The 18,252-nt window shown below is 31.4% G+C and carries 17 protein-coding genes; 7 read left to right on the top strand and 10 right to left on the bottom strand.

The annotated features are described in order from the left end of the window. The first annotated feature begins 30 nt into the window (after positions 1-30). From AC1XJX_RS00150 to AC1XJX_RS00120, 7 genes are read left to right on the top strand one after another with little or no spacing between them, the layout of a single operon-like run. The gene (locus AC1XJX_RS00150; RefSeq protein ID WP_482001927.1) at positions 31-915 is read left to right on the top strand and encodes a hypothetical protein; all 885 of its coding nucleotides are present in this window, start codon (positions 31-33) and stop codon (positions 913-915) included. 40 nt (positions 916-955) lie between these two features. Then, positions 956-1,963, top strand: coding sequence for a glycoside hydrolase family 113 (locus AC1XJX_RS00145; protein WP_482001926.1), 1,008 nt, complete (start codon positions 956-958; stop codon positions 1,961-1,963). Continuing rightward, positions 1,947-2,687, top strand: a complete 741-nt coding sequence (locus tag AC1XJX_RS00140; protein ID WP_482001925.1) for a hypothetical protein — start codon at positions 1,947-1,949, stop codon at positions 2,685-2,687. Before AC1XJX_RS00145 ends, AC1XJX_RS00140 begins: the two co-directional genes overlap by 17 nt. Then, positions 2,684-3,160 (top strand): POTRA domain-containing protein, encoded by a 477-nt coding sequence (locus tag AC1XJX_RS00135; protein WP_482001924.1) that lies wholly within the window; start codon positions 2,684-2,686, stop codon positions 3,158-3,160. The genes AC1XJX_RS00140 and AC1XJX_RS00135 overlap by 4 nt, the downstream gene beginning before the upstream one ends. Then, positions 3,091-3,957 carry a BamA/TamA family outer membrane protein gene (locus AC1XJX_RS00130; protein ID WP_482001923.1) on the top strand — a complete coding sequence of 289 codons (867 nt, stop codon included), beginning with the start codon at positions 3,091-3,093 and terminating at the stop codon, positions 3,955-3,957. The genes AC1XJX_RS00135 and AC1XJX_RS00130 overlap by 70 nt, the downstream gene beginning before the upstream one ends. A gap of 42 nt (positions 3,958-3,999) precedes the next feature. Further along, entirely contained in the window at positions 4,000-5,256 is a 1,257-nt protein-coding gene (locus tag AC1XJX_RS00125; protein WP_482001922.1) for a POTRA domain-containing protein, read from the top strand. A gap of 53 nt (positions 5,257-5,309) precedes the next feature. Continuing rightward, positions 5,310-6,041 (top strand): metallophosphoesterase family protein, encoded by a 732-nt coding sequence (locus AC1XJX_RS00120; RefSeq protein ID WP_482001921.1) that lies wholly within the window; start codon positions 5,310-5,312, stop codon positions 6,039-6,041. Positions 6,042-6,072: 31 nt separating this feature from the next. Here the strand turns inward: AC1XJX_RS00120 and AC1XJX_RS00115 are convergent, their stop codons facing one another. From AC1XJX_RS00115 to AC1XJX_RS00070, 10 genes are all read right to left on the bottom strand, one after another. Next, positions 6,073-7,593: a carboxypeptidase-like regulatory domain-containing protein gene (locus tag AC1XJX_RS00115; protein ID WP_482001920.1), complete on the bottom strand. Its 1,521-nt coding sequence runs from the start codon at positions 7,591-7,593 to the stop codon at positions 6,073-6,075. A 75-nt stretch (positions 7,594-7,668) separates the two neighbouring features. Further along, positions 7,669-8,391, bottom strand: a complete 723-nt coding sequence (locus AC1XJX_RS00110; RefSeq protein ID WP_482001919.1) for a TIGR04283 family arsenosugar biosynthesis glycosyltransferase — start codon at positions 8,389-8,391, stop codon at positions 7,669-7,671. A gap of 24 nt (positions 8,392-8,415) precedes the next feature. Continuing rightward, complete coding sequence (locus AC1XJX_RS00105; RefSeq protein WP_482001918.1) at positions 8,416-9,294, bottom strand: DUF547 domain-containing protein; 879 nt, start codon at positions 9,292-9,294, stop codon at positions 8,416-8,418. Between the two features lie 181 nt (positions 9,295-9,475). Beyond that, a complete protein-coding gene (locus tag AC1XJX_RS00100) occupies positions 9,476-10,288 on the bottom strand; it encodes a purine-nucleoside phosphorylase (RefSeq protein ID WP_482001917.1) in 813 nt (270 codons plus the stop codon). Next, a complete protein-coding gene (locus tag AC1XJX_RS00095) occupies positions 10,281-10,913 on the bottom strand; it encodes a TIGR04282 family arsenosugar biosynthesis glycosyltransferase (protein WP_482001916.1) in 633 nt (210 codons plus the stop codon). Before AC1XJX_RS00095 ends, AC1XJX_RS00100 begins: the two co-directional genes overlap by 8 nt. Beyond that, entirely contained in the window at positions 10,906-11,400 is a 495-nt protein-coding gene (locus tag AC1XJX_RS00090) for a rhodanese-like domain-containing protein (RefSeq protein ID WP_482001915.1), read from the bottom strand. Before AC1XJX_RS00090 ends, AC1XJX_RS00095 begins: the two co-directional genes overlap by 8 nt. Before the next feature lie 30 nt (positions 11,401-11,430). Further along, positions 11,431-12,258, bottom strand: a complete 828-nt coding sequence (locus AC1XJX_RS00085) for a metallophosphoesterase family protein (RefSeq protein WP_482001914.1) — start codon at positions 12,256-12,258, stop codon at positions 11,431-11,433. Beyond that, positions 12,243-13,577, bottom strand: a complete 1,335-nt coding sequence (locus AC1XJX_RS00080; RefSeq protein WP_482001913.1) for a sodium:solute symporter family transporter — start codon at positions 13,575-13,577, stop codon at positions 12,243-12,245. Before AC1XJX_RS00080 ends, AC1XJX_RS00085 begins: the two co-directional genes overlap by 16 nt. Before the next feature lie 6 nt (positions 13,578-13,583). Continuing rightward, complete coding sequence (locus AC1XJX_RS00075) at positions 13,584-15,023, bottom strand: SusD/RagB family nutrient-binding outer membrane lipoprotein (RefSeq protein WP_482001912.1); 1,440 nt, start codon at positions 15,021-15,023, stop codon at positions 13,584-13,586. 37 nt (positions 15,024-15,060) lie between these two features. Beyond that, positions 15,061-18,252, bottom strand: a complete 3,192-nt coding sequence (locus AC1XJX_RS00070) for a SusC/RagA family TonB-linked outer membrane protein (protein ID WP_482001911.1) — start codon at positions 18,250-18,252, stop codon at positions 15,061-15,063.

Below are 18,252 nucleotides of genomic sequence, written 5' to 3'. Positions count from 1 at the left end.
CATTGTGGAAATTAAAAACAAAATCAAATTATGAAAAAATTAATCGCCATATTCGTATTTACAGCTATAGCATTCACAGGCTATTCACAAGAAGAAGATCAAGAAAATCAAGGAAGTGTGATACAAACTTACACACCTTCAAAATTGTTAAAACAAGGGCAATGGGATATTAAGTGGTTTAATAACTTATATACTGAAACAAAAGATTTATTTGGACCAAATGGTTCAGAACAAGATATTCCAAGAAACACTTTTTTTACATCAACGGTTGATATATTTACAGGAGTTTCGCCAAACAGTAAATTTAATATTGGGCTTTTACTTGAGTTTCGTTCTAACGTTATTGGAGGAAGAGATGCTTTAGATGTTTTTAAATTTGATGGTGAGGCAAATTCAGCACGTTCAGGTTTTACATCATTTGCTCCAGCAATTAAATTCAATCCTTTAAAAGGCGTTTCAAACTTTACTGTTCAAACCGCATTTCATATTCCTTTAGTAGATAATGAAGTTGAAAACGGTGTATTTTTAGATCAAAAAGGATTTATTTTTCAAAATAGATTTTTTTACGATTATAGTTTCGCTGGTGGTGATTGGCAATTGTTCTCTGAGTTAAATACAGAATATAACTTTGGGAAAAAGGAAGATAGTTTTGCAAATAACAGTTTGCGTTTAACACCAGGTGTATTTTTAAGTTATTTTCCAAGTTCTAAATTTACAATACTAGGCCTAGTACAACATTCTCAATTAATAGATACAGGAAACGATTTTTCTCAAGACTTCACAGCGCTAGGAGGTGGGGTAAAATATCAATTAACAGATGTTTTAAATGTAGAAACCTTATACACAAGTTTTATAAGGGGCACAGATACAGGATTAGGTAAAACATTTAACATAGGCTTAAGAGCTTTGTTTTAATGATTAATAGTAAATTAGAAGTTTAAACAAATATTTTATTATGAATAGATTTAAATTTCTAATGGTTTTAGTTAGTGTGTTTATTAGTTCTTGTGCTGCACAGTTTGAGAAAATAAATGGTGTTAGTTATGTAGCTTCAAGAGAAGAGATAAATGAGGAACATGTAAATCCTGTAGTTAATATTCAGGCTAATTTTGCTGCTGTAATGCCATTTGGCTTCATAAAAAACTTGGAGCATCCAGAAATTGTTCATAATACAAATAGACAATGGTTTGGTGAAACAAGAGTTGGTGCAAAACAATACATTCAAACACTTCGGAAAAAGCAAATCAAAATAATGATAAAGCCTCAGCTTTGGGTTTGGAAAGGTGAATTTACTGGGTTAATTGAAATGAAAAGTGAAGAAAATTGGAAAGTTTTAGAGGAATCGTATTCAAAATTTATAATGGAATATGCAGAACTTGCTCAAGAAGTTAAAGTAGATATTTTTTGTATAGGAACTGAATTAGAGAGATTTGTTATTCAAAGACCAGAATATTGGTTTGATCTGATTAGCCAAATTAAAAATGTTTACAAAGGGAAATTAACTTATGCAGCCAATTGGGATGAGTTTAAAAGAACCCCTTTTTGGAATGAATTAGATTTTATTGGTATTGATGCTTATTTTCCTGTCAGTAATAGTAAAACTCCAACTGTAAATGAATGTTTAGTAGGCTGGGAAAAGCATAAAAGTTTGATTAAAACGATATCTGAAACCTATAATAAACCTATATTATTTACAGAGTTTGGCTATAGAAGTGTTGATTATTCTGGGAAACAACCTTGGGTAAGCGACATGAGTATGAAAGGAGTAAATTTTGAGGCACAAAACAATACAACACAAGCCCTTTTTGAAACTTTTTGGAACGAAAATTGGTTCGCAGGAGGTTTTGTTTGGAAATGGTTTCATAATCATGATAAAGTTGGCGGAATAAATGATCACCAGTTTACACCACAAAATAAACCTGCAGAATCTTTAATTAAAAAATACTATGAATTTTATAGGTAAAATAGGGTGTTTGTTTTTATGTGTTTTGATTTTATCTTGTACAAATTCAGATATTAATGATGAGCAATTATCATTAAAATCATATTTAGATAGTGCAATTTTTAATACAGGTGCTGTTATTGCTTGTGCTGCTAGCGACAATGATAGTGGTAATATTTTAACATTTTATTACCCAGAATCGGGTGCTTTAAACACGCGTTATTATGAAACTAAATCGGTTGAAGTTGATCATAATAATTTTTCAAATTATCAACAAGTTCTAATAGTAAGCGAACCTATTTTTAATTGTTATTTGAGACGCTTTTCGCAAGAATCCATGGTTGAAAAATGGATTATAATCACATTTGAATTAGATGGTGAAATAAAAGTTTCAAATCCTATTCGATCAAAGCAAATTTCGAAGCCTACTTTATGGGATGATATTGTTACTATTGAACAATCAGAATCTAATATGCCAATTTTTTCGTGGCAGGACAATGTTGTTAGAGATAACACCATTTATTTTCAAATTGTATCTGATACTCAAGATAATTTATTGTCAGGAACATACACCAATCAAAATCAATTTCAATATTATAAATTAGATAACGTGGTATTAAATATAACTATTGAAACACCGCCAACACTTCAATTAGGGTTTCTATACAATTTCACATTAATGGATGTTAGTTTAGATAATTGGGTAAATGCAGCGACCTTAAATAAAAGTTTCGTGAATCAATGAAAAATATCATAACAATAATTCTTTTTATGTTCGTTGCATTATCAAATGCACAAGAAAATACAGTTTCAGAAGTTATAATTATTGGAAACAAAAGAACTAAAACAGCATTTTTAAAAAAATTAGCGTTTGTTAAATCAGGAAGTATTTTAGATTCATCAAGAATAGCATCAGATATCAGGCGATTGAAGTTATTACCCTCTGTTGCCAATGTAGAATTTAGCCTAGATAAAAAAGAAGAAGGCAACTATCATTTAACTTATACCATTGTAGAAAATTTTGCTATAATTCCTGGACTTAATATATCAACAGATAATAATGGTGAATTTGCTTTTAGAACTTCAGTATTTGATTTTAATTTTCTAGGAAGAAATCAATTAATAGGGGGGGGTATTACAGCAGAAATGTGTTTGATTCTTACGGTGCTTTTTGGGAAGCTCCTAACTTATTTTTACGTAAGTTTGGGATTGGTTTAAATTATCAAAACATCGTATCTCAAGAGCCTGTTTTTTTTGATGATAATCAAGATGTAAATTACAAGTTTAACACCAAAGCTTTTCAGTTTAGTTTCATGTATGAGCCAAACTTTAATAATCGTTTAGAGTTGGGTTTAAATATTTCAAATGAAGATTATGAGTTCTTAGAAGGGAATTTGCCTCAAGGCACCCCATCTGAATTAGGAGCCAACAAAGTGGCTATAGTTGGTGAATATGAGTATAATAATATTAATATTTTTTATCAATATCAGGAAGGTTTTAGAAGTCTCTTTACTTACCGCTTTGTTACAGGTTCCACAGGTCAGAATGACTTGTTAACCAATTTTTTTATTGGTCGAAATGATTTTGAATATTTTAAGCGTATTGGAGAAAAAGGAAACTGGGCAAACCGATTGCGTTTAGCTTATGCATCAAACGATGATACACCATTTGCGCCGTTTGCTGTAGATAATCAATTAAACCTAAGAGGGGTAGGAAATACGATTGATAGAGGTACTGCCGCTATTGTCCTTAATTCTGAATATAGATACACTTTGTATGAAAAAGGGTGGTTTGTATTACAAAGTAATGCTTTTATAGATGTTGGTTCATGGCGTAACCCAGGAGGTGATTTGGGAGAATTAGTTGATGGTAGTACGGTAAAACTTTACCCAGGTTTAGGGTTAAGGTTTATACATAAGAAGATTTTTAATGCTGTTTTTAGATTAGATTATGGTTTTGGTATTGGAAATGAAGCCACAAACGGATTAGTTTTCGGAATTGGACAATATTTTTAATTTTTATACTTATTTTTAGGCTTAAATAAAATGAGTTTTTAAATGACTAAAAAAGCAATTATTTTTATTTTTTGGTTTGTAAGTTTTTTTTCTTTCACTCAAGAATTAATTGTTAACGATTTAAAAATTCAAGGTAATACGAAGTTGAAAACTTCATTCATTAAGAGTATTTCTAATATTAAACCGGGTAAAGTGCTTGATTCTGTTATTATTGAACAAGACATCTTGCGCTTGAAACGCCTTCCCTCTGTATCCCACGCTTATTATCAAGTATTTCATTCAGCAGATAATCAATATAATGTTTTCTATAATATAGAGGAAAATTTAACACTTATTCCTTCGGCTAATGTTTTTACAACTAATGATGATGAATTTGCTTATCGATTGGGTTTATATGAGTTTAATTTATTTGGAAGAAATATTGCATTTGGAGGCTTTTATCAAAAGGATATTTATGACAGTTACGCCTTAAACCTTAGAGCGCCTTATCTTTTTTCTAATAAGTTTGGTTTAGCTGTAAATTTTCAAAATTTAACAACCTTAGAGCCTGTATTTTTTCCTGATGAAACTGCCAACTACAGATACAATAACAAATCTTTTGAAGTTTTAGGTTTGTGTGAAATTAATTTTAAAAACCGTTTTGAATTAGGTTTAAATTATTTTACCGAAGATTATCGTTTTAAAGGAGAAAATATTAATAATCGTCCCGAATTAAATATACATAAATGGTTATTAAAAGGAATATATGAATATAATACATTAGATTATTTCTATCAATATGTATCAGGTTTTAGAAGTCTGTTTAATTTTCAATACGTGACTTCAACCAATGATATATTACCCGATTTTTTTATTGGATGGAATGATTTTTTTCTGTTCAAAAGAGTTGGGAAAAAGGGAAATTTGGCTAACAGATTGCGTTTAGGTTTGTCAAATAATGACGATACACCTTTTGCACCATTTTCAGTAGATAATAATTTAAATATAAGAGGCGTTGGTAATATAATTGACAGAGGTACAGGTGTAATTGTTTTAAATACTGAGTACAGATACACGCTTTATGAAAAAAACTGGTTTGTATTACAAGGAAATGCCTTCGTAGATTCAGGTTCGTGGCGAAATCCAGGAGGCGATTTTGGAGATTTTGGAAATGCGCAAAACATAAGAATTTACCCTGGAGTTGGGCTTCGTTTTATACATAAAAAAATATATAATGCTATTTTTAGAATAGATTACGGACACGGTATTACTGAGGATGCTACGCAAGGTTTTGTTTTTGGTATTGGGCAGTATTTTTAATTGAAACTTTTTTTCCGCTCAATTAGTTCATTAGATTTGTTAAAAAATAAATCATGCAAATTTTTGCTATAGGAGATATTCATGGAGGTTTAAAAGCCTTAATTCAGTTACTTAATAAATTAGAAGTTAAAGATGAAGATACCCTTATTTTTATGGGTGATTATGTAGATGGCTGGAGTGAATCTGCACAAGTTGTTCAGTTTTTAATAGAGCTCTCTGAGAAAATAAGTTGTGTTTTTATTAAAGGAAACCATGATGTTTGGTGTGAAGATTGGTTATTAAGAGGAGAAGTAAATCCAACTTGGTACATGCATGGCGGAAAAGAAACTATAGAGAGTTATATTGGTTTTACTACTGAAGAAAAGAAACGCCATTTAGGTTTTTTTAATGGGATGCTCCCATACTATTTAGATCCAGAAAACAGGTTGTTTTTACATGCTGGTTTTACATCGATGCACGGTGTTGAAAAAGAATTATTACAGACCACTTTTTATTACGATAGAACTTTATGGGAAATGGCTTTAAGTTTAGATAAAAACATTGATAAAAATTCTGTGTTATATCCAAAACGATTAAAGCATTATGATGAAATTTATATTGGACATACGCCAACAACAAATTTCAATTCTTTGAAGCCTATGCATGCTGCAAACGTATGGAATGTAGATACAGGCGTTGCATTTTCTGGTAAATTAACAGCGCTTAATATTAACACTAAATCATTTTTTCAAAGTGATAATATAAGAGACCTTTATCCTCATGAAAAGGGCCGGAATAAAGATTAGTATAGTTCTCAATAATTTATATGAATCTTATTTACTCAATACTTTTAAAGTCTCTAATGGCTTGATTGGGTTCTATAACATTATATCCTTTCCAGAATTCTGGATCATATTTTGGTAAGTAAATAGGTTTTACTTTTGGTTTTTCTTCAAATGCTGCGTAATCGGTTCTGTTTATTGGGTTGTTTTCAAAAACTACTAATTCTTGTTTTTCAATGTTAGAGACAATAAAATGGATATCTGAAGATAATTCGTTTTGTTTTCTTCTTCCTTTAGAATGTTTATTTTTTTCAATTATTTTTAAAGGTCTTTTAATTCCGAATTTATTCCCTTCCTCAACTTCAGCATATTTAAGGGCATATCTATTAAATTTGTTTTTTTCATAAATAAAAGTACCTCTTTTTAAATACAAGTTATATGAAAGTCCTAATAATCTGAAGTTTTTTAGGGCTTTTACGTTTTCATAATCAACTCTTATAATTGCAAAATCATCTATATTTACATAAATGGTGCCCTTATAATTAGCACTTCTTTTAGGTTTAAATTTTATAATGCACACAAAATTATTATTTAAAAAACTGTAATCTTCAAGCTCAAATTCATATCTGTTTGATTTTTCTAAAAAATTCAAATCACTATCGGGATAAGCGAAGCTCTTTAGTTGTAATCTAGAAATCGAATACTTAGTGTATTTTGTAAAACTATTTTTTCGTTCCTGTTCTTTTTTCTTTTGTTCTTCAAGAAAAGCTTCAGTTTCATCTACTTTAGGTTTTTCATTATGAAAAAAAGAAGAGTCCATGTCTTCTTTAGTTCCAAAAACACCAGATTTGATTTTAAAATAAGAATCGCGTTTTACGTACTTTTTTATAATACTATTGAATTTTTCTTCATAACTATTAAATGTTATTTCTCTACTTTTATCATATAAATTTGATGCTTTTATAATATCCAATTTTAATGTATCATTAATTCCTGATTTACCATACATATCAGCTAAGACCTCAGTGTAATTATCAGCACTATCAGGCATCGCATTTAAAAGACTATCAACAAAACTTTGATTAAATTCTGGTATAGTTGTATTTTTAATAGTAACTTCCTTTTTTAATAGGTTAGTTAAATTTGAAGCTCTGTAAAAAACTTTACTTTTTATAAAATCGTAATCGTAATTATTTGCTAAGTTTTCTTTTGCCTTTTCAATAATTTCCTCAGCAGTGTAGTTTTTGTTAGAAATTAAAACTTCATTGAGTTCTATGGATTTAGGGCTCAATAAAACCACACTATCATTAAATGTGTTTACTAAAAAACACTTGGTCTGATAGCCTAAGCACCTTATGATTAAAGAGTCTTTCTTTGATTTATTTTGATTTAAATACAATAAAAATTCACCATTATTATTACTAATCACACCAGAGTTTTCGTTTATGGAAATTGTAGCGAAAGGGATTGGTTTTTGTGAAGTAGAATCTAGTATTTTTGCATTAATAGATTCTTGCGAAAAGCTATTAGAAGTTACCAGAATAAAAAACATGGAAACTTTATGAAGATGGTTCATATAATCGTTATTTTTTTATAAAAGTAGACGATTAAATAAACCGATTGTAACATTTACAATTTCATTAAGTCATTTTTATCGGTTTTTAACATTTACATGTTTTTGATAATAATTATTTAACATTTGTGGTGAAGCTCCTAGCCACTTTTTTATATGAATAACTAAATAATGGTATTGAAGTTTGTAAATACCGTACGATGTGAAACGTCTAGCTGAGGTGGTTAACCATTCTTGAATGACTACAAATTGTTTATTTTCATAAAGTTTACTTATAAATTCGTTGTCTTCATAAATAATAAAAGCTTCATTGAATCCTCCTATTTTGTCAAATAGAATTGTTGAAATAAATAAACTTTGATCGCCGCCTCTGCAGGATTTCCAATTAAATTGTGTAAACCAACCGGCTATTTTTAGCCATAAATGATTACTGTTAAATTTCATTTTAAAACACCCTGCAAGATTGTTTTTTTTAACTTGATTAATGATAAGTGAATCGAAATTTTTAGGAGGAAAAGAATCGGCATGCAGAAAATATAAAAGATTCCCTCTAGCGTGTTTAGCGCCAAAATTCATTTGTTTCGCTCTTCCTTTTTCTGAGTTTATTAAAATAATTTCAAAATTATTCAGAGAGTTAAATGATTGAATTATATCTTGAGAACCATCCGTACTACCGCCATCAACAAAAATAATTTCTGAGATATTTTGTTTTGAAGCATTTTTTAAAACGTGATTTAGTAGCTTAGAAATATTATCAGCTTCATTTAAAATTGGTATTATTATTGAAATTAGATAATTCATCTATTTAGTTACAATAGTTTTAGTTTACTCATTCAAAGCCCAATTATAATCTTTGTATTTAATTTTAGCATTCTCTGAAATTTTAATGTCTAAAAATTGATTTAAAAAATCTATTAAACTACTATTTTGTTTAAAATCTTTAGCAAACCACTGAAAAATTTTAGAAAGCTCTAAGTTGTTTTCTGATATATTATTTTTCTCAGAATCGTTTAAAAATTCTTTTGTGACTTTTGTGAGTTGTGCATCTAAATTTGAAGCAGTAAAAGCTTTATTTTGTAATTTAGGACAAGAATATGACGCGCAAACAATAGCAAAATGAATGCGAGGCTCATCCATTTTTCGTAAAATTTGATGTTCTATATCACTTAAATTATACCATTTCTTTCCAAATTTCCATAAACGTTGATCCCATGGATTTTTAATATCTTTAATACTCTTTATAGGGTAATTTTGAATAATTAAATCAATTGTCAGGGCATTATAAGCATTTATCCAGTAAGCAAGTTTATCTTCTTTATACCATGAGATATCAGGAATATTTTGTCCTAAATTTGATATATAGTTTTTTAAATTCTTGTAATCTTTTTTTATGCCTTTATAATTAATATCACCATTTTCAGAAATGTATTCTTTAAGTAATGTGCTAAATTCTTTATGGTTAAATACTTCTAAATTGTTCTCGCTTCCAATCATTTGCTCTTCTATAATTTTCCCTTTTATATTTTCTGTTTCGGTAATAATTGTTGGAATCACTTTATCAATAATTTTAGTGTGTTTTTTAACGCTATCATCTATAATATCTTTTGTTTCAGAAGTTTTGTTAGGAGTGCTTTTAACAACACGTTTTGTTCCTGAACAGGCAGATACTAAAATTAAAATAAAAAGTAGATGTTGGTATTTCATTTTTTACTTAATGCTTAAAATTGCTGATTAATAAAAATTTTTTGTGAATCGTTCATTGTTTTCAAAATCTAATTCAATTTATCTTAGATTATGAAGTGTAAAATTTAAGTTAAAAATAATCCCATATGTTTTACGTTAGTCTGTACTTAATACCGCCTTTTTTATACGTTATGTGTGGTTTCTAAATAGTTTTTATTACCTCTTTAAATAATATTATCATATTAGGTTCTGCTTTTTCGGCATTCGCAATAATATCTGCAATGTTTACTGGTTCAAGATTATCTGGGTCGCATTCATCTGTTAAAACCGAAATAGCTGCCACTTTTAAGTATAAATGATTTGCAACTATAATTTCTGGTACAGTGCTCATACCAACAGCATCGGCTCCAATAATTTTTAGCATACGATATTCGGCACGGGTTTCTAATTGTGGACCAATAACACTTGCGTAAACACCTTGATGTAATTTTATATTATTGGCTTTTGCAATACTTTTAAATTTAGAATTTAATGCTTCATCATAAGGAGCACTCATGTCGGTAAAACGCTCTCCTAAAAGCTCGACGCCTTTAAATGCTAATGGCGAGCTCCCTTGAAGATTTATATGATCTTCAATAAGCATGAGTTCACCTTTTTTAAAGTTTAAATTTATGGCGCCAGCTGCATTTGAAACTAATAAGGTTTTAATGCCTAATTTTTCCATAATCCGAACAGGGTAGGAAACATCCTGTAGTGAGTAGCCTTCATATAAATGAAAACGACCTTGCATCACAATTATTTTTTTACCTTCTAAATTTCCATAAATTAGTTTCCCTTTATGAAACTCTACAGTAGCGGTTGGAAAATTAGGAATATGGTTGTAGCTTACCTCTTTTATAATTTCAACTTCATTAATAAGTTGTCCTAATCCAGTACCTAAAATGATGCCAATTTCAGGTTTTTCAAAACCTTTTTGTTTTAAAAAATTTACAGTTTCTTCTATGATTTCAATCATTTAGTTGTTTGATTTTTTCTTGTAATTTTAAATTTGATTTGTAGAATTTAGATGCAATTAAATCTTCATAAGTATCAATATCATTTAGTTTAACTGAATTAGTGAATTTTATGTTTTTTGAATTCAATTCTTTTAAAGTTACTTCTAATAAATTTGACTCACTCCAAGGTTTATTTTCAAAAATAAAATCATGTTTTTTTGTGAGTCCTATTAAATAGTATCCACCATCTTCTGCAGGACCAAAAACAACATCTGTTTTATTTAGAGTTTCTAAGCTGATTTCAATATGTTTTGAGCTTATATCGGGCAAATCAGATCCAATTAAAACTATTCGCTCGTAGCCATTTTCAAATCCTTTTGCAAAAGCATTCTTCATGCGCTCACCTAAATCTTTTCCTTTTTGAACGGTTTTGAAATAACCTTCCCATTGGCTTTCAACAATAGTATCTGAAAAATAGATATGTACATTTGTATTTAAGCCTTTTGTGGCTTCCTCAGTAACTTTCACCAATTCACTATAAACCTCAAAAGCACCTTGGTTACCAATGGTTTTTGCTAATCGGGTTTTTACCTTTCCAAGTTTTATGTTTTTTACAAAAACAATAACTAGCTCTTTATTAATCATAAACTTTTATACCCTTTGTTAACCATTTACCCCATTCTTTAGAATACCCATGAATACTATCGGTCTCTTCTCCTTTGGGGTTATAAATAGGTAAATTTTTATTTTTAAATTCAAAAATACCACCATATAAATTTAGAACATTTTTATAGCCAGCTTTTTTAAGTTTTTTACCAATGTTCTCAGATCGAATTCCTAAAGAACAATAAACTGCAATTTTTGAGTCTTTATTTTTGACCTGTTTTTTCACAGAGTCTATTTTAAAAGAATCATACCCAACATAAATGGCATCTTTAATATGGCTAGTTTGATATTCTTTTAATTCTCTTGAATCTAGGATTACTACATCTGTTTTTAGCATTGCCAATTCTTGCACAGTTATGTACGGTATGCTATTATCGTTGTATTGTTTTAATAGTTTTTCTATCGATTTTTGAGCAAATAAAGAAAAACTTTGAAACACTATTAAAAGAATAATAATTTTTTTCATAATACTTTTAGTCTCTCAAATTTAATAAAATTACAGTTGAATACCGAAACCTTGTAAGCCACTTTCAACAGCTGGTAAAATTTCGGTATTGTCCCAAATACCTGTTATTATAGTTCTGGCGTATTCTTCAGGTAATAATCCGTTTTGCATCAGGTTATTCGTTAATTTATAATTGTAATTTAAAGTATGATGTTTATATTCTAAAACACCTTTTTTATCATTTAAAATAGCATACCAAACTAATGGTGTTCCATCGTTTGCAGGCATGCCAATAACGCCAGGGTTTAGCCAAAGTTTATCCCTTTTTGAGTCGCAAAAAGGCAAACCACAATGACCTCCAATAACGACATCGTAATTATTAACTTCAAAATTGGGTGCTTTTATCTCCCACGGTGTTGATTTAAATATGAATTCTGAAGTGTTAAAATATGACCCATGAACTACCAAAACTTTTTTTCTAGCATAGTTAAAAGTGATATGGTCTGGCAGTGTTTTTACAAAATCTATTGAATTTTTAGAAAGTTGACTTTGCGCATAAGGATACCATTGTTGTGAAAAACCGTCGCATCTCGATCCTTTTCTAAAATCGCATCCGCAATCTTCTGCGCCCTCACGAAGTTGAATTTCAACATTACCTGCAATACTTTTAGGTTCCCAAATTTTAAATAGTTGAACAGTTTCTTCGGGTTGTGCACAATAACCAACAATATCGCCCGTGCAAATACAATTTTCTGGGGCAATATTTTCTTTTTCTGCGAGGTGTTTCATAGCTTCCAAAGCTTGCAAATTACTATATACACCTCCAAAAAGCAGGATTTTCCCTGATAGGGTTCCTAAATAATCTATTTTTTTATCCATGATGGTATAAAATATAAAAGAATACAACTTAAAATACCCCACATATTTACCCAAAGTAAATCGGCGTATTTGCCATCTGTAAATATGAGTGATTTTGGGAATATTCCTAAAACTAAAATAAAACCAAAAACCAAACCGCAAACCACACTCAAATAAAAACTAATTTTAGGTGCTTTAGTATTCCAAAATAAAAACACGGGTGTTAAGCCAATAACCATGGTGCCCGAAATGGTGGTTGCTGATAAAATTTCGGCATTTAAGAAAACAGGAAGCGTTCCTAAAATAGCTATGGCTACCATAGATGCTCTGCCAAACGTTAAGTTTTTACCCATATTTAAATCTATTGCTAATAGTTTTGAAAATGACGAAAATGTAGAGTCTAAAGTTGATGCTGCCGAGGTAATCATTATAAAATTTATGACCAAAAGTATTACCACTCCAAAGGCTTTGCCAACTTCTACAGCAGCCTGCCCTTGCATGCCTTGGGTTTGAGCGTAAACGCCAACCATACTAAAGAGAACAATGCTAAAAGCTCCTAAAAGGCTTGCTAATAAAAAACTTTTACGAGTTACTTTTGGAGAACTTATAAAAGCTCTGTCTGTTAAAACTGGGTCGTGAAAAGGATAGCTAAAGGACTGTATGATGGCTGCAAAAAACAAATTTAAACCCAACTCAAAACTCCAAGTTCCAGAGGTTACAACATCTATAGTTGAAAAATGATCTAAAGAAAAAATATGATATAAGATAATTATTAATAATACTGAAAACAATCCCATTTGAATCACATCCGTAAAAATAGAACTACTCAATCCGCCTTTTATAGCATACGCTAAAGTTAATAATGTAAATAAAATAATGGACCAATAGTAAGGTTCACTGCCTTGAGCACCAAAAAAACTACCAATAACCATGGTGTTGCTCCAAACCTCATTAAATAAACGAATGGCGATTAAAATAGAAAATAGCGCCATAGCACCTTTTCCGAATTTTGTAGTTAAAAACTGATGAATACTATTAAAACCTCCTTTAACGCGTATTTGATAAATTAAAACTCCAGCAACTGCAAATGATAAATAATAACCTGCATAAGCCACACCGCCAACAATACCGTAATCAAGCCCTAGGTTTGCTGCGTTAGTAATGCTTTTTGCGAAAATCCAAGAAATTATTAGGCTTCCTGTTAATACAAAAGTATTGGGTGCTTTAAGCCTTTTTGTGGCTTTAAAGAATTGATTTCTAGATTTTGCATAGGGAGAAATTAAAAAGAGTATTAAACTCGATACAATTATTAAACTCCATTGCCAGTTTATTAGTTCCATAATGTCTTATTCATCCCACCAAACAGGACTATCTATACTATTATCGTTAGTGTTATTAGCTGCGCGGTTATAGTTTTCAGTATTTAAAGTGGCTTCTTCAGCAGGATAGGGCATACGTACAGGAATTACATTGTTGTTTAAACTTGCTGAAATAGTTCTTAATTCGGGAAAACCAGTGCGACGATATTCCACCCAACCGTCATAACCGTTAATAATATTTGCAATCCATTTTTGGGTAATTATTTGTTGTAATGGTGTTGTTCCAGAAGCGTTAAAAGCAGCGTTACTAGTTAAGTAATCTGACGGTAAATCAGTATTCCAATACTCAAAAGCTAAAGCAACTCCAGATTCATAAAGTTGCTGAGCATCTGCCAATATTAAATTTTTTAAAGCGGCTTCTGCAAAAGCAAAGTGCACTTCCCAAGCGGTTATAAAATTAGCGTCTAAAGTAGAGGTGTCTTCTCTAAAAGGGGTTCCTGCTAAAGAATAATTAGCTAATGTTAACGACGTAGATGTGGCGTCTATACCATTTAATAAGCCATTGAATTCGCCTGAATTCGAATTAGAAAAGGGTCTGAATAAGGTATTTATTCTTGTGTCGTTTAAGCCAACAAGAATATCTTCCATGGTTTCAGAAAGTACAAAATTGTTAAAATCTCCGATTCGTAATTGTGCTAACCTGAAGCTGTTTGGGTCTGAATTAGTAAAATCGAAAACCGCATTTTGACTATTGATTTTAATATAATTTCCGGCATCAAAAATAGACTGTAAATCTAATGAAACATCTACTTTGCCAGAAATACGCACTAAATATTTAACCTTTAATGAGTTTGCGAATCGTACCCAAGCTTGTAAATCGCCATTAAATAAAATATCGCCTTCAAGTGGTATGGCATCATTGTAGTTTTCAATGGCTTCAATGCCTTTATCTAAGTTATCCAAAATACCGCCTTCATTTAAGTAAATGTCTTCTTGAGCATCATATACAGGTGTTACTGTTTTGTTGATGCCATCAAAAGCTTCAAAATAAGGGACATCACCAAATAAATCGGTTAATCCTCCTGCCATATAAGCCTTTAAAATAAGCGCTGGACCTTGATAAACTTTTAAAGCATCAACGGTTCTGGACTGATTCAGAATAATTTCATTATCACGTAAATTAGTGTAAAACACAGGCCAAGGGTTGCCACCTAATTGTGGTGATTTTAAGGCGTGTCTGTCAAATAAATTAAAATCTAATGCGGTACGATGTTGGGCTAACAAATCACCAGCTACAAAACCCTCGTAACTCATTTCTTCACCAAAATTATAAATGACTTGGCGCAACAATAAACTAGGTTGCACCGAAACGGGAGCATTCGGGTTTGTGTTAATCTCTTCGAAGTCTTTGGTACAACTTGTGGTAACAAGACTTAAAATGGTTAGTATGTATAATATGTTTTTCATAAATATATTTTCATTTCCGTGAAAACGGAAATCTTTCTTAAAAATTAAACCCTGCTTTAAAACCGAAACTACGTGTGGTAGCGTAACTTAAATCTTCAACACCACTAACAAAGCCGTTGCCTTGAACAGCTATTTGTTCGGGGTCAAAATGTGGATTTTCTGTAATGGCAAATAAGTTGTTTCCTGTTAGAGAAAGGCTTAAATCGGCATCTTTACTTAAGCCTAAAAAGCCTTGTTTCAACTTGAAATTATAACCAATAGAAAACTGACGGAGCTTTAAAAAAGAAGCATCATAAACGTTGTTTTCTTCGTGGTTTCTATCATAAAATTGTCTGTAAAAACTTTCTGCTGAAACCGCTACGGTATTCGGTTGACCAGTATTGATGTTAACACCAGGTGTAACAATGCCTGCTTCTGGTCTAAAAGTAGTTTCGGCTAATTGCCCACCAACGTTGCCTAACGCTCGTGTTCGAGATACAATTTCTCCACCTTGTCTCCAATCAAATAAGAAACTAAAATTCCAATTTTTATAGTTGAAGTTATTATTCCATCCCAATGTGAAATCAGGATTGTAATTTCCTAGTTTTTGTAAATTATTATCGGCAATTAAGCGCCCATTATCATCTACTAAAAATGCGCCATTTTCATTTTTAGAATATCCTGTACCGTAAAAATCGCCAATACGCCCGCCTTCTTCTACTTGAAACCAAACGGTTTGGTTGGCACTATCATAAATTCTACTAAAAGCTAAGGTTAAACGCCCATCGTTTTGTGGTAAGTTCTCAATAGTAGAGCGGTTTGTAGCAAAGTTAAATGTGGTGTTCCATTGGAAATTTTCATTTTTTAGGGGCGTTACACCCAAAACAATTTCAACACCTTGAGTATTGACTTCGCCACCATTAATTACTTGTTGGTTATACCCTGAAGAAATAGCAATTGGTAGTGAAATAATTTGGTCTTTAGTTGTGGCATTGTAATATGTAACATCAAAATTTAAACGGTCTTTAAAAAAACGTAAATCTGCACCCAACTCATAATTTGTGGTTTGTTCGGGTTTTAAATTCGCATTATGAATAAAGTTCTGGTTGCTAAAAGTTGGTTGTCCGTTAAAAGGCGTTTGCGACACAAAAGCACCAGATGTTTGGTAGGCGCCCGTATCATTTCCAACTTGCGCGATATTGGCGCGTAATTTTGCAAATGAAAAAACAGTTGGTAATTTGGTTACATTAGATAAAATAAAACTGGCAGAAGCCGATGGATAGAAAAACGACGCACCATCTACTGAAAAGGGTGTTGCTAGTGCACTAGACCAATCATTTCTTCCAGTAACATCTAAAAACAAATAGTTTTTGTAACCTAATTTTGCAATTCCATAAAATGAGTTGATACGTTTTTCACTTTCAAACTGAAAGACCTCAATAGGTGAGGCGGCATTATTTAAACTAAAAATACCTGGTTGTGCTAGGTTTACAGTTTGAGATTGTTTTGTAGAAGCTGTTTGGCTCAAGCGATTTCCGCCTAACGACACATCAACAGAAAAATCAACAAAGGTATTGTTATAATTAACTAAGAAATCGGTATTAACTTCTCTGTATTTTACATCGTGTTCTGCATAACCACCATTTTTAAAACGATTACTACTAAAGTTCCGTCTAAATTGTCTGGTTTCACTACTGTAATCCATACCTGTTCTAATATGGGCACTAATGTGTTTTGTAATTTGCTGTTGTAATTGAATGTTTCCAAAAATTCTATCGCGCTTGAAGGAATTTCTGTTTTCTAAAAGAATAAAATAAGGATTATCAAAAAACGTATAGTTAAACGAGTATTGTTGAATCCCTTCCAACCCTGGCTGCCAATAATCTTTTAAATTATTAATGTTTAAAGAACGAGGTCCCCAAGCTACTAAGGAATAGTTTACATTTTCACTACCATATCCATTTGAGGGTCTGTTATCACTACTTGAATTTACATAACTAAAGGATGTAGATACCTCTGTTTTGTTAGAAGGCTTGAAATTGAGTTTTGTACTCACGGTTTGCCTATCTAAATTTACACCTGGAATTATAGATTCGCTTCTTAAATCCGTAAACGATAAGCGATAATTACCCGTATCAAAACCGTTGGAAATAGCAATGTTATTTATAGCGGTTGAACCTGTTTTATAAAAATCTTTTAAGTTATCTGGGTTTGATAAAAATGGAGTTGGGGTAATTGATAAACTGTTGTAAAGTGATGTGTCTCCGCCACGAACAAAAGTACCATCTGCCAATTGTACAGGACTATCAAATTGTGGTACCAAATTACCAACATCTAAACGTGGTCCCCACGAATAGGTGATATTATCACTAACGCCACCACCAAGGCCATCTACAAATTCAAAAACACCAGATTGCCCTTGGCCGTATTCGTTTTGAAAATCTGGAAGTTTAAAAGCAGAATCAAAGGTTATGGCTGTGTTAACACTAACACTAAATTTTTTCTTTTTACTGCCATCTTTAGTTTTAATAACAATAACTCCGTTTGATGCTCTGGTGCCGTAAAGTGCCGCAGCACTCGCGCCTTTTAATACCGTAACCGATTCAATATCATCAGGATTTACTTCCATAGCACCGTTTCCAAAATCTATTTCTTGAAACCCAGCTGCAGCTTCGTTAGTAAAATTGAAAACCGTTTCATTGTTAATGGGGATGCCATCAATAACAAAAAGCGGATTATTATTTGAAAAAGAGGCTTCCCCACGAATGGTTATTTTAGAAGAAGACCCCACGCCTGTAGCACCTTGGGTAACGGTAACGCCCGCTAATTTTCCTTGAAGGTTATCCAAGAAATTAACGGTTTTTACTTTGGTTAAACTTTCAGATTTTATAGCTTGAACTGCATATCCTAACTCTTTAGTTTCTCGCTCTAATCCTAATGCGGTTATAATCACTTCATCTAGGGCAGAAACATCTTCCATTAACGCAATGTTTATGGTTGTTTTATTCCCAACAGTAATAAGTTGGTTTTTGTAACCCAGAAATGAAAATTTTAGTTGACTTGTTTGTGATGGAATCTCAATAGAATAGTACCCGTTTTCATCGCTAATGGTGCCGTTTGTATTGTTAGTTATATTAACAAAAGGTAAAGGCCCGTTATCCTTAGAATCGGTAACTCGACCAGTAATAGTAATTTGAGCATGACTTAAACCAAATATAGTTAGCATCAAGCATAATATAATGTACTTCAT

The sequence above is a fragment of the Flaviramulus sp. genome (assembly GCF_982512915.1).
This window is presented reverse-complemented; position numbering and strand designations above follow the sequence as displayed.

Coding starts and splice junctions, on each gene's coding strand:
- AC1XJX_RS00100 (WP_482001917.1), bottom strand. CDS start 10,288: ATGATTGAAATCATAGAAGAAACTGTAAATTTTTTAAAACAAAAAGGT.
- AC1XJX_RS00085 (WP_482001914.1), bottom strand. CDS start 12,258: ATGGATAAAAAAATAGATTATTTAGGAACCCTATCAGGGAAAATCCTG.
- AC1XJX_RS00140 (WP_482001925.1), top strand. CDS start 1,947: ATGAATTTTATAGGTAAAATAGGGTGTTTGTTTTTATGTGTTTTGATT.
- AC1XJX_RS00135 (WP_482001924.1), top strand. CDS start 2,684: ATGAAAAATATCATAACAATAATTCTTTTTATGTTCGTTGCATTATCA.
- AC1XJX_RS00125 (WP_482001922.1), top strand. CDS start 4,000: ATGACTAAAAAAGCAATTATTTTTATTTTTTGGTTTGTAAGTTTTTTT.
- AC1XJX_RS00090 (WP_482001915.1), bottom strand. CDS start 11,400: ATGAAAAAAATTATTATTCTTTTAATAGTGTTTCAAAGTTTTTCTTTA.
- AC1XJX_RS00070 (WP_482001911.1), bottom strand. CDS start 18,252: ATGAAGTACATTATATTATGCTTGATGCTAACTATATTTGGTTTAAGT.
- AC1XJX_RS00095 (WP_482001916.1), bottom strand. CDS start 10,913: ATGATTAATAAAGAGCTAGTTATTGTTTTTGTAAAAAACATAAAACTT.
- AC1XJX_RS00110 (WP_482001919.1), bottom strand. CDS start 8,391: ATGAATTATCTAATTTCAATAATAATACCAATTTTAAATGAAGCTGAT.
- AC1XJX_RS00080 (WP_482001913.1), bottom strand. CDS start 13,577: ATGGAACTAATAAACTGGCAATGGAGTTTAATAATTGTATCGAGTTTA.
- AC1XJX_RS00105 (WP_482001918.1), bottom strand. CDS start 9,294: ATGAAATACCAACATCTACTTTTTATTTTAATTTTAGTATCTGCCTGT.
- AC1XJX_RS00120 (WP_482001921.1), top strand. CDS start 5,310: ATGCAAATTTTTGCTATAGGAGATATTCATGGAGGTTTAAAAGCCTTA.
- AC1XJX_RS00115 (WP_482001920.1), bottom strand. CDS start 7,593: ATGAACCATCTTCATAAAGTTTCCATGTTTTTTATTCTGGTAACTTCT.
- AC1XJX_RS00150 (WP_482001927.1), top strand. CDS start 31: ATGAAAAAATTAATCGCCATATTCGTATTTACAGCTATAGCATTCACA.
- AC1XJX_RS00075 (WP_482001912.1), bottom strand. CDS start 15,023: ATGAAAAACATATTATACATACTAACCATTTTAAGTCTTGTTACCACA.
- AC1XJX_RS00145 (WP_482001926.1), top strand. CDS start 956: ATGAATAGATTTAAATTTCTAATGGTTTTAGTTAGTGTGTTTATTAGT.